At 50.7% G+C, this 12,359-nt stretch carries 9 protein-coding genes; 1 reads left to right on the plus strand and 8 read right to left on the minus strand.

Features of this window, described 5'->3' with window-relative positions; all coding sequences use genetic code 11:
- Positions 1-25 precede the first annotated feature (25 nt).
- The 8 genes from A3842_RS14740 to A3842_RS14775 all read right to left on the minus strand — a co-directional run bounded on the left by A3842_RS14740 (position 26) and on the right by A3842_RS14775 (position 10,824).
- Entirely contained in the window at positions 26-850 is an 825-nt protein-coding gene (locus A3842_RS14740; protein ID WP_074084443.1) for a carbohydrate ABC transporter permease, read from the minus strand.
- 17 nt (positions 851-867) lie between these two features.
- Complete coding sequence (locus tag A3842_RS14745; protein ID WP_074084444.1) at positions 868-1,758, minus strand: carbohydrate ABC transporter permease; 891 nt, start codon at positions 1,756-1,758, stop codon at positions 868-870.
- Positions 1,759-1,885: 127 nt separating this feature from the next.
- A complete protein-coding gene (locus A3842_RS14750; protein ID WP_083609589.1) occupies positions 1,886-3,256 on the minus strand; it encodes a sugar ABC transporter substrate-binding protein in 1,371 nt (456 codons plus the stop codon).
- 219 nt (positions 3,257-3,475) lie between these two features.
- The gene (locus A3842_RS14755) at positions 3,476-5,674 is read right to left on the minus strand and encodes a DEAD/DEAH box helicase (RefSeq protein ID WP_074101904.1); all 2,199 of its coding nucleotides are present in this window, start codon (positions 5,672-5,674) and stop codon (positions 3,476-3,478) included.
- A complete protein-coding gene (locus A3842_RS14760) occupies positions 5,671-6,990 on the minus strand; it encodes an ATP-binding protein (protein ID WP_074084446.1) in 1,320 nt (439 codons plus the stop codon). Before A3842_RS14760 ends, A3842_RS14755 begins: the two co-directional genes overlap by 4 nt.
- Positions 6,990-8,597 carry a TerB N-terminal domain-containing protein gene (locus A3842_RS14765; RefSeq protein WP_074084447.1) on the minus strand — a complete coding sequence of 536 codons (1,608 nt, stop codon included), beginning with the start codon at positions 8,595-8,597 and terminating at the stop codon, positions 6,990-6,992. Before A3842_RS14765 ends, A3842_RS14760 begins: the two co-directional genes overlap by 1 nt.
- 161 nt (positions 8,598-8,758) lie before the next feature.
- Positions 8,759-9,964: an MFS transporter gene (locus A3842_RS14770; RefSeq protein ID WP_178381944.1), complete on the minus strand. Its 1,206-nt coding sequence runs from the start codon at positions 9,962-9,964 to the stop codon at positions 8,759-8,761.
- Positions 9,965-10,056: 92 nt separating this feature from the next.
- A complete protein-coding gene (locus A3842_RS14775) occupies positions 10,057-10,824 on the minus strand; it encodes a DUF1836 domain-containing protein (protein ID WP_074101905.1) in 768 nt (255 codons plus the stop codon).
- A gap of 115 nt (positions 10,825-10,939) precedes the next feature.
- Between A3842_RS14775 and A3842_RS14780 the strand changes: the two genes are divergently transcribed.
- On the plus strand, positions 10,940-12,253 hold the full coding sequence (locus A3842_RS14780; RefSeq protein WP_074084450.1) for a hemolysin family protein: 1,314 nt from the start codon (positions 10,940-10,942) through the stop codon (positions 12,251-12,253).
- Positions 12,254-12,359 lie beyond the last annotated feature (106 nt).

Below are 12,359 nucleotides of genomic sequence, written 5' to 3' on the forward strand. Positions count from 1 at the left end.
ATCCCATTTTCATTTGCAACGACGATTAGCCTTTAACCGCTCCCGCTACCATACCTTTGGTAATTTTGTTGGACAGGAAGAAGTAGATCAGGATAACCGGCAGCGCACCCATGACCAGGAATGCCCCAATGTTGCCGTAATTTACGGAATATTGGCTGACAAACGTGTATACCCCGAATGGCAATGTTTTTAGCTTCTCGGAGGAAATAAAGGTTGCCGCCAGGATGTATTCATTCCAGATGTTGATAAAGGTCAGGATACATACAGTCATTACCGGCGGAATAGACACCGGAAGAATAATGCTGCGGAAGATCCGGTACACGCTTGCTCCATCAATAAATGCCGATTCCTCAATCTCATGGGGGATATCTCTCATAAACCCGGAGAGGATGAAGACAGCAATCGGTGTGGAGAATGCAACGTAAGGCAGGATCAGCGACAAATGAGTGTTCAGAACGTGAATGTTCTTGAAAATAATCATCAGCGGCAGCAGTGTCGCCTGCATCGGAATCATCATGCCCATCAGGAAGATCGTCATAACGATATTGCCGTATTTCCAGCGGAAACGCGAGATGGCATAAGCCACCATGGAAGCCAGCACGATAACACAAATCATTGTAATGCCGGTAACGAACACACTGTTGGATAAGTATTTCAGATAGCTGCCTGACGTATAGGCTTCACTGTAGTTATGCCATTGAAAGGTTTTGGGGAAAGAGAAAAAACTGCCATCCATAATTTCTTCATTGGTTTTCAATGAATAGAGTAATAACCAGAGTAAAGGATATAACTGGGTCACCACAGGAATTGCGAAAAGAAGATACACGATTCCTTTTTTGAATTTTCGCATGATCGCGCACTCCTTTTCTAATTGAATTTACGTTCAATTCTATTGAATATGGTATTGATAAATCCGGTAAAGACCAGACAGACTACAACCAGGAAGCTGGCAATCGCACTGCCGTATCCATACTTCAAAGACATAAATGAGCTGTTGTACATATGTGTGGAGATAACATCGGTTGCATGAGCCGGACCACCGGCGGTCATAACCATAACCAGATCGAAGGCCTGCAGGGAACCGATAAACGCCAGTACAATCGATATTTTAAAGATCGGGACGATCAGCGGAAGTGTGATGTAGCGATCCGCTTTGAATCCGTCCGCCCCGTCAATTTTGGCCGCTTCATAAAGCTCATCCGGAATATTCTGCACCCCTGTGTACTGAATCAATAGATGGTAGCCGAAGAACTGCCATAGGGATACGAGATACAGAGCGAACATCGCAATTTTGGGCTCGGTCAGCCAGTTGTGTGTCCAGCTGTTCAGTCCCAGAGAAATCAGAACACCGTTGAGCATACCGCCCATGGATGCCGGGTTGTAGATCGTTTTCCACAATTGTCCAATGATAACAACAGAAAGAATAACCGGTGTGAAGTAGATCGAAACCAGTGTGTTTCCTCTTTTGACATAACGGTTAAGCAAAATAGCCATTCCCAGGCAAAGTGGAATTTCCAGCATGGAAGCTACGGCATATAGCAAGGTTCTTCTTACAGACGGCCAAAACACCGGGTCATTGAAGAACATATTTTTGAAATTGCCGAAACCGACAAATGTGGCAGACGTAAGTCCGTCCCATTTCAATAAACCTGTATACAGTGAAACCAGTATGGGTATAAACACAAGGCACACGTACAAGAACAGACACGGCAACACGAAGACGGCTATTGTGCGTGCTGGCACCTTCAGTACTTTCATCTTTCCCGCCTCCTAAACAAGCAGATTCTTTGTCTATAGTAGATGTTATGTTTCATTGATAAATTTCGGTGCGAAGAAGCCAGGTTCAGCTTGCTTCGCACCGAGAGTGAACGATGATTGTGGCTGCTTATTTATTAGCTTCGAATGCGGTTTGATGTTCTTTGGCTACCGCAGCGGAATCCATTTTCTGCACGAACAGGTTCTGGATACTGCTGAGATGCACCTGAGAGGTGGCCGGATTCATCGTGTTGTCAAACGAAAGGTCGCCGCCCTTAACTTGGTTGAACAGACCGGCAATGGTAATCGCCAGATCGGAGTAACCGGCTGCTTTCAAATCGCCGTCAACCTTTTGACCCAAACCTACAGCATTTTTCAATTCAAATTGTTTTTTAGGCAGATTGCTGGCGAAGAAGTTGAGGAAATCTTTGGTTTCCTGCAGGTGCTCACTGTTAGCAGATATTGCGAATGCACTTCCTGGTGCAAGCATGAATTGGTTAGGGTCGCCTTTGCCGTTAACTGTAGGGAATTGGAATGCTCCTACTTTACCAGCTACGGACGAAGCATCCACTGCGCCTGTTTCCCAAGATCCGATAACCCACATAGCCGCTTTACCGGATTTGAAGATGTTACCGCCGGCATTGGCGTCGATGGAAGTTGCGCCGTCAGGGAACGCGCCTGCTTGAACCAACTGTTGGAAAGCATCTACTGCTTCTACGAAAGCAGGATCTTCAAAGGTTTTCTTGCCATCCATTACGTCCTGCAGGAAGCCGGGGCCGCCGTTGGTGCGAAGCAGGATATTCATGAACAAGAAGGAGCCTGTCCAGGAATCTTTTTCACCGATTGCCAGTGGGGTAATGCCCTTATCCTTGAGGATCTTTACATCTTTAAGCATTTCTTCAAAGGTAGTTGGTGTTTTAGCGATACCAGCCTTTGCGAATAAATCTTTGTTGTAATAAACCACTTCGATGTTATTACCATCCGGCAGCGCGTATACATTGCCATTAAAACTGTAGTAGTCCAGCAGCCCCGATTGATATGTGTCTTTGAGTCCGTTCTGGTCCAGCATATCGTTCAGCGGAGCGAACAGTCCGGCATCTACAAACGGTTTCATTTGTGCAGCCGGGTTCACGATGGTGATATCCGGAACCTCTTTGGAAGCCGCTTGGGTTTTGAGCTTCACCTTTTGCTGGTCCGTGTTCAGCGTGTCCAGTTCAATCTTGATATTTGGATGTTCCTTTTCGTACTGATCCTTCAGCTCATGCACCATTTTGTAGGACGGTGTGGTTGGATCGGGATAAATGTTCTGGAAGGTGATGGTTACCTTCTTGTCACTCTTCGTTGTATTTGTTGCTGTTCCGCTGTTGGTGCTGTCAGGTGCTGTACTTGCCGCTGCGTTATTCTTGCTGTTGTCGTTCGAGTTGCCGCATGCCGCAACGCTTAAAGCCATTGCTGCTGTTAGTGCGACGGTGAATGTTGTCTTCATTTGTCTGTTGACCATGAATCAATGCCCCCTGTGTTCGTGATAGGTTTATTATCTTCTGATTAAGCGCTTCCAACAAGGTGGGAACTGCAGAAATAAGGTTTGTTTTTTCTAGGTATACCAAAAAAATACTCCTGTGCTCAGCAGCAGGAGTATTTGAAATTTCAAATCTATTCATTAACAGGCCTTGATATATATAGCATGGACAGACCTTCTTGCTGATTCAGCACGTTTTCTTTATTCCGTTCTCCCCCACTGTTTCAGCACCTCTACCAGCCCCGGAACATCCAGCCCATCGAGCGAAAAAGCTTTTCGCAGCAGGTCATGCGGAATGAATTCATCGTATTTGCCAAGGTACGGTGCTTCATCTGGTCCCAGTAGAGCGATCGGATTGGATGCAGTGGTGGCCTCCGCGATAATCTCCTGCTCCAGCGTCTCAGCATCTGTTTTTCCGGCAACAACCATATAATAAGGCTCCATGGGGGTTACCGAACGTAATCCCAGCGGGCCTTTGAGATTATTCTTCAGCAGCCGTTCCAGGGTACGGAACTGCCGGCTTCCGGCCCAAGGGAGAATGAACATCGAATCTCCGCCTGCAGGAAGCACAGAATGCTTGAGCAGTCCGCTCTCCTTGGCCAGGCGGCGGGCCCGTTCCAGTCTTGCGGCCGCACTGGGTGCCAGATAGGGGTACAGCACCGTAGCTCCCAGTACTTCACGAATCTTAGTCATAATGCGGGTATGCACATCCCCGCCCGCGCCTAGCCATAAGGTATCGACCTTACCGCGCGAGCCTTTGACATACACGGCCTTATGCCGGTTGTCTACCTCTTCAACCTTCCAGAGCTTGCCCGCAAGTGTGAAGCAGTATCCTGGCGGCGGCACTGTGGTAATCGAACCGATCTCCTCAGTGCCGTTATAGACCACATGCTCCTCGTCGTCTTTGAATACGGCATAGAACCGGAAGTTATTGACGATCTTCTCCCCCGCCAGCCCGATCAGCAGACTGCCCTCATCCATGGACTGAATATGACCCATGCCGATCATATATTCCATGAACGCATCATAATCGGAAGGCTCAATGCTGCTGAATGAAGGCAGGCTAAGCACTGCTGCCTTTAGATCCTCCGGCTCGGCTTCGCCCATACTCTTCAGTATGCTCATCGTCTGATGGTAGAGCAGCCCGACAGGAAGCTGCCGCACGACCAGCGGCTCGACCCACTTCTCGCGCACATAGAGTTCGATGACCGCGATAGCCCTCAGCAGCGTCCACGGCATTCGTGCAGGAAGCTGCGCCTCCTCGTCCTCTTCCTCCGGTGTGACGAAGATCATCTCCGAGGCAGCGTCTCCCCTTCGCCCGGAACGGCCCAGCCGCTGCACGAAGCTGGCGCAGCTGTAGGGCGCACCAAGCTGCAGTACGCGCTCCAGCTCCCCAAGGTCAATGCCGAGCTCCAGCGTCAGCGTAGCTGCCGCCACCGCCGGACCACTTCCCTGACGGAGCGCAGCCTCCGTCTCTTCACGCAGCATCGCGGAGATACTTCCGTGATGTACATGGAACACATCGCGCTCCCCCCGCTTCGCCGCAAGCCGCCGCATCTCCAGGATCGCCTCCTCAGCATCGGAGCGGCTGTTCGTGAAGATAAGCGCCTTCTTCGAATGTGTATGATCATAGATGAAACCATAATACGCCTGGCGCGCCCGCTCCAGATGTTCGGCCTGTACCTCGTCCCGTGCATCCGGGAAGGAAAAATGTTCTACGCTGAGGCGCAGCTTGCGCCCGCCCTGCGGTGCGGAGACCTCCACACTGTCGCGGGTACCGGCAGCCAGCCATTCCGTTACGGATGCGTAGTCGCTAAGTGTGGCAGATAGACCGATCCGCCGCGGGTGGCAGCCCGCCATCCGGTTGATCCGGGCAAGCTGGCTGAGCACCTGGATACCGCGGTCCGCCCCCATGAAGGCATGCACTTCATCGACTATAATGAAGCGAAGATCATGGAACAGCGCTGGAATGGCGTTGGGGCGGTTCATAAGCAGCCCCTCCAGGGATTCCGGTGTAATCTGCAGGACTCCGGAGGGGTTCTGCATCAGCTTCGTCTTGTCTGCCTGCGGTACATCCCCATGCCAGTGCCAGACGGGAATATTCCCTTCGCGCAGCAAATCATTCAGCCGGGTGAACTGGTCATTGATCAGCGCCTTAAGCGGCGCTATGTAGAGAATACCCACCGAAGCTGAAGGATCTTCATACAGCTGGGTAAGCGCCGGGAAGAATGCCGCTTCCGTCTTGCCGGAAGCTGTGCCAGAGGCTATCAGCAGATGATGCGTTGTATCGAACAGGACGCGGCAGGCGTCCACCTGGGCCTCACGTAGTGTTTCCCAGCGGTTCTTATAGATAAACTCCTTAATAAACGGAGCAAGCCTGTAAAATGGATTATCGCTCATAGGTCAAACTCCGCCAGAAATCCGTCCAGCTCGTTCGTCTCTGTTTCAGCAGGCTTTACCGTCCGCTCACCAACAAGCTTCTCGAACGATATTTCCGGATGCTGGTGCAACGTATGCAGCAGGTCCATGAAATCGCGCACCACCTCGCGTGCGGTGAGCAGCTCTTCCGCACCGAGACGGCCTACGGCTTCTTCCATGAAATATACGAGCTGCTCCTGCGTAAGCTTGGCCTCATAACCGTAGTGAAGAGCGTGAATATCCCGCAGCTTTTGCAGCAGCACCAGAATTTCCTCGTGAGAGAGCATATCCAGTGATATAATCGGCCCGGTAAAATTATTAAGACCCGTCCCGCCATAACGTCCGGCTACAAGCCTTGACCGCAGCGCTTCATAACTGAACAGCCCGCGGCGTCCGTCTTCGACGAATTGCGGTGTCCCTCCAATAAAGATCCCCAGCCGCTCCGCCTTGCCCTGCATAGTATCGTTGAACATGGTCAACAACTTCTCATAATTGCTCTGGCGCGAAATACTGTTGGTGATCTTATATAAGTTAACCCCTTCATCAATAAACAGCAGCAACCCTTGATACCCGATGGCACCCGTGAATTCCGCCCATAACTTCATATAATCATACCAGTTGTCATCGTCGATAATGACACCTACACCAAGCGCCTTGCGCGCTTCGGTACGGGTGGCGAACTCGCCGCGCAGCCAGCGCAGGGAATCCTGCTTGAGCTCATCATCGGCAAGCTTATGGCCGTTCCAGTAAGCGGCTAACACCTTGGCAAAATCAAAACCGTGTACGAGCCCGCGCATTTCCGAAGCCACGGAATAGATTCTTTGTTCCACCTCTTCACCGAGCTGCGGGGCGTCCGGGCCATAGCCCTTCTCCTGCATCACGGCTTGCTGCAGGGTAACGATCCACTTCTGGAGGATCATCTCCAGTGCTCCGCCGTCCGGGCGTGTTCGTGTGGACAGGTGGCTCATCAGCTCTTTATATGTAGCTAGGCCCTGCCCTTTGGTTCCTACCAGACGCCTTTCCGGGGACAGGTCGGCGTCCGCCACTACAAAGTCCCGGTCCATGGCGTAGTTGCGGATAATTTGCAGCAGGAAGCTTTTGCCGCTGCCGAATTTACCGGTAATCAACTTGAAGGCTGCGCCGCCTTCGGCAATATTATCCATATCACGGAGTATGGCCTCGACCTCGGGCCGGCGGCCAACCGCGATATGCTCCAGACCAATACGCGGAACAACACCCGCTGTCAGCGAGTTCATCAGCGCAGTGGTCATTCGTTTTGGTATCTTCAGTACACTCATCAATCATTCACCCCACCCAAGTATGGCAGCAACGGCATAAATTCCTCGTTCAGCTCTTCTCCATCGATCAGCAGATCACCCAGAAGATCCATCGCAGTCTCATTGATTCCATCGAACAGCAGCTCAGTCATCGTTCCACCGGCCGCAGCCAGATTGTTCACCACATTCATTCCTTTACCTTCTGCCAGAGCACGAACGACAGCCCATTCAAGCGGAGTCAGCGCAGCAGCGAACTGCTGTAAGATTGCAGGAGTACCATTACCCGCATCTGGCAGAGCCTCAGCCATAGGGCCACTATCTTCTATAATAAAAGAAGCTTCGGAATCCGCAGAGCGGTTCTCCTCCTCAGACACATGCAATTCCGCGAGTCCCGGCAACTCCTCTTCTGCCTCTGGAAGCCGATCCAACATTAGCTCGTTTTCCTCTACCGTAAGCAGTGTCCGTACGATGTCGGAATCGTTTTGAAGCTGCTTCAGCTTCCGGGGGTCAATGATAACCGCCGGGCCCTTTTCCTTCTGCTCTTCCTTCCGGAATTCACGCTGCAGAAACCGGGTGACCAGGTCTTCCATGTCGGCATCAACCTTCACATCCTTTAACCTGCCCCGGTAGCCCAGCAGCGCGCGCAGCTTATTCTCCGTCAGCCGGAACAGCCTGGTGATCAGACTGCGTAGTGGAGGAGATTTACTGATCCGCACCACTGGCACCAGTACAGAATAGCCGTATAACGAGATGTCGTACACTGCACTACGAAACAGATAACGTTCCCGCACTACTGCCGGGCCCGGAGGGAACATTCCGATCAGATTAGAGCCATGCTTGCGGGCTACGTATGCATCAATCAGCGCAACCACCAGCGGGATATAACGTTCTGCCGCCGCCTTGCCTTCACCTGCATAAAATTTCGATTTGCTCATATCGTAATCCGACATGACGGTCAATACTTCAAAAGACAACTGCTCCGGTGCAGAGGTCAAACAGCGCATCAGCTCAAGCTCCGCCAGATCACCGGCAAGACCGCGCGAACGGGAGACTATACCCGTCAGCGGGACCTCCAGATGATGCACAAATGAGAAATCCGCAATCCATCCGCCCAGGTATTGATCCAGTCTTTTATATTGATCCCGGTAAGCTTCCCATAACAGATTCAGCTGCCGGTATCCTTCCTGAGGCTCGTCCCAGCCCACACCATTAATCAGCTCGTAGACATGCAGAAAGATATAGGACAGATCCGTCTTTGGATACCTGCCCTGTCTGACCTCATCCCGCCAAAAGAAATACCATCTGCTCTGCGCTCCGGTCATGTGCCCATAGGTCGGCCAGTAGCTTTTGAAAGGAACAAACAGTGCTGCTGCTTCCTTGTGATCCGCAAGTTCCCTGGCCCGGACAACAAACTGGCTCTCTGTTGTAGTTACCGGTTCTTGAGTTTCTTCCATATCCCATAGCTGAAGCTGTACTGTTGACTCCTTCGGAGTCTTTTTCTTGGGCATGACCGCTGGTACCTTGTGAACCCTGGCCTCTGCTGAAGCACGTGGAGGAATCGGCACATTCTGCTCTGTGCTCTCCCACACCAGTTCTGTAAAATGCGGCTCTTTCCCGTCTCTTCTCAACTCTCCCACCCCCATTCCGGTCTTACGAAAAAACGGTCCTGTTCACAGAAGTGAAGGAACCGTTTGTGTTCTTCTGGTATGAAGTAACGCTGTCTGCATCTTACTATTAATATTAGCATTCTTGACGGACGAACATCAAGCCTGCCACTGAAGAATTGGGACTAACTGAGCTCCATTCCTTTGGTCTCTTTGCCGAGGAACAGTACCGCTAACGCACCGATGATAATGGTCCCGAAAAAGATCATGAATATCGATCCGATCCCTACTTCATTGCCAACCATGACTCCCACCAGCGTGGGTGCGATAATCCCGCCGATCCGGCCAAAGGAAGTCGCAAGTCCTGCCCCCGTTGAGCGGATGGCTGTCGGGTACAGCTCCGGTGTGTAAGCGTACATCCCGCCCCATGCGCCCAGATTGAAGAACGACAGGCAGATCCCGGCAGCCATCAGCATGCCCTCGGTATTTGAATTTCCGAACCACGCAGCACTGACCGCTGTGAGCAGAAGATAAATCACAAGCACAAACTTGCGGCCGAATTTCTCGATGAAATAAGCTGCTGTGAAATATCCCGGCAGCTGTGCCAGCGTCATAATCAGTACATACTCAAAGCTTCTGACCAGACTGAAGCCTTTGATTACCATGACCGTAGGCAGCCATAGAAACATGCCGTAATAGGAAAAAACAACCGTGAACCACAAAATCCAAAGCATGATCGTCGAACGCCGGTATTCCCCGGACCAGACGGTGGCAATGCGGCTCCGCAAGGGTACAGGAGCTTTCTTTTGGATCTCTGCAAATCGTGGAGAGTCATCAATCGCCCGACGCAAGTACAATGCATAAAGGGCAGGTACGGCACCAATAGCAAAAGCCACTCTCCAACCGTAATCCGGAATCACGAAATAAGCGATTAACGCCGAGACGATCCATCCGACCGCCCAAAAGCTCTCCAACAGGACTACCGCCCGGCCTCTTTCCTTCGCAGGCATACTTTCCGAGACCAGAGTTGAGGCTACAGGCAGTTCTCCGCCAAGTCCAAATCCGGCGATAAAACGCAGCACACACAGCATGGCATACCCGGCGGCAAAAGCCGATAATCCACTGGCCAGTGAGAAAATAAGAAGTGTCCACAGCAGTACCGATTTACGTCCGAAACGGTCAGCCAGAATACCTGCAGCCGCCGCGCCCACTGCCATACCTATAGAATTGATGCTCGTCAAATATCCGATTTTTTCCGGTCCGAGGCCCCATTCCTTGGCAAGTGCCGCCACCACAAAAGAAATCATCCCCACATCCATCGCATCAAACATCCAGCTAAGGCCCGCACTGAACAGCAGTTTCCTTTGCTTCGGATTTTGCAGTAACGACATATTATTTAGCATTGTGCACCTCTTCCCTAACTCCGACTAATCAACCTGGTATTTATTGCTTGTTTCACTTACACATTCTAAGATTGGCGGGTTCAAAAATCAAGGAATAGCGCTGCGTTGCAGTATTGCCGGGCCAATGCCTGGAAATAGCAGGTCTGTACGGAGATGGCGGCAATCATTAGCATATTCCGTACGGCATGCCGCTGGGACCTTGTTAAATGGTTCAAACGCTGCATCATATGATCGAGCGATACCTTAAGCACCCTGTCCGCCTTAGAGGAGAACTCCTGCTGCGCGTTGCGGTCGGCGATCCCCTGGATAGGCATCACAGGACTGCTCTTAATTTCCTCAAACAACTCCGCATAGGCATGATATAGCTGTGCGGGTTCAACCAGATCATCATCGTCCCGATCCGGGGCGAGAAAGAGCATCCGGAACAGCTGGCGGATACTCTCGAAATCAAGCGCTGCTTTCAGGTCATCGATCATTAATAGAAGCGCCGCCTGATTAACGGAATATTTTTTGCCCTCCCTGGGCGAGCCCAGGTATTCTTTGAAATCGCGTTTCACCCAGTTCTGCATAGAAGTGGCAGATAGTGTAGAATACTCAATCAGGTGGCCCAGTGTGGCGATTTCTCCAAGGGACAGCCCCTTTACATTTCCGCCTTTGATCAGCTTTTGCAGAATGGGAGGAATCTCCGTGGACAGAAAAGCCGGGAGCGAAGCCCCCTTTTCCACCTCTTCATGATGAAATTTTGACCAGGCAGCCTGCAAAATATGCAATGGCTTCCGTTCCACAGCCCCGTGCAGGGACAGCAGCAATTCCGACATCTCAATCCGTGTGAGTGTAAAAGCTTCCATATATGGCACCCCTTCGCCATTTGATTTTCTATTGAAAAGTTCGTACAATGAGTTCATATGAACTCATAATATGAGTATAACCTATTTTAACGACGAGAGGGATGGTAAAGATTTTATGGGTATAGGACTTAGTTTGACGCTTGTGGCAATTTTGATCATTTTAACCGCATTTTTTGTAGCGACGGAATTTGCATTAGTACGGCTGAGAGGCAGCCAGATTAGCCAGATGGTGCTGGAGGGCAAGAAGAATGCCCTGGCGGTACAACGGGTTGCAGCTAACCTGGACGGCTATTTATCGGCTTGCCAGCTGGGGATCACGATTACGGCACTGGGCATCGGGGCTTTGGCGGAACCTGCGTTTGAGCAGCTTCTGATTCCATTGTTCGATCTTGGCAATATCAGCCACAGTGTGAGTGAGCCCATTGCTTTTGCACTGGCATTCATTATTGCCACATTCCTGCATGTCGTAGTCGGTGAGCTTGCTCCGAAGACGGCCGCTATCAATATTCCGGAGAAAATCGGTCAAATCACCTCACCGCTGATTATTTGGTTCTACAAAGTTTTGTACCCGCTCATTTGGCTGATGAACGGTTCCGCCAACCTGCTTGTCCGTATGTTCGGGATGAAGCCGGCAAGCGAGCATGGAGATGCGCATAGTGAAGATGAGATTCGTCTGATTCTCTCCGAGAGCTATGAGAGCGGTAAAATCAACAAAGCCGAATATGGCTATGTAAACCGGATCTTCACCTTCGATGAAATGCTGGCCAAAGAGATCATGGTGCCCCGGACAGACATGGTTTGCCTGTTCACCGACCATTCCCTGAAAGAGAACTTAGAAATCATCCGTAAGGAGCAATACACCCGTTTTCCGGTGGCTGACGGAAGTAAAGACAACATCATCGGAATGATCAATACCAAACAGCTTTATCTACAATACGACAACAATCCCGACTTCGATTTCAAAGGCTTGATTTTACCGCTTCTAACCGTGTCTGAAGTTACTCCAGTGAAAACCTTGCTGACCCGTATGCAAAAAGAGCGTGTGCATATCGCCCTGCTGCTTGATGAATACGGCGGAACCTCCGGTCTGATTACCATCGAAGATATTCTCGAAGAGATTGTTGGTGAGATCCGCGATGAATTCGACGGTGACGAACGCCGCAATATCGAGAAGCTGAGTGATTTCCATTATTTATTCGACGGCAATGTCTCTGTCCTGGAAATTAAGGAACTGACAGGTCTTGATCTGCATGACGATGAGGTAACCACGATCGGAGGATGGCTCTACAGTCATCTGGAGGAACCTGCAGTTGGTAAAAGCGTGACCCATGAACATGTCAAGCTTACCGTCCTTGAAATGAACCGGCACCGGATTCGTAAAGTTGAGATTGAAATCGGACAGCCCGGATCGGAAAATCAATATGTATAACCGGAATAATTAAACACATTAAATATAGCAAAAGGCGCTCCGGTCTGGAGCGCCTTTTCGTGTGAAGAACAGCCAACGGAACAGAGTTATCGGAAGTGCTCTGTTA

It is taken from the genome of Paenibacillus sp. P3E (genome assembly GCF_001909045.1).
Classification (GTDB): Bacteria; Bacillota; Bacilli; order Paenibacillales; family Paenibacillaceae; genus Paenibacillus_AQ; species Paenibacillus_AQ helianthi.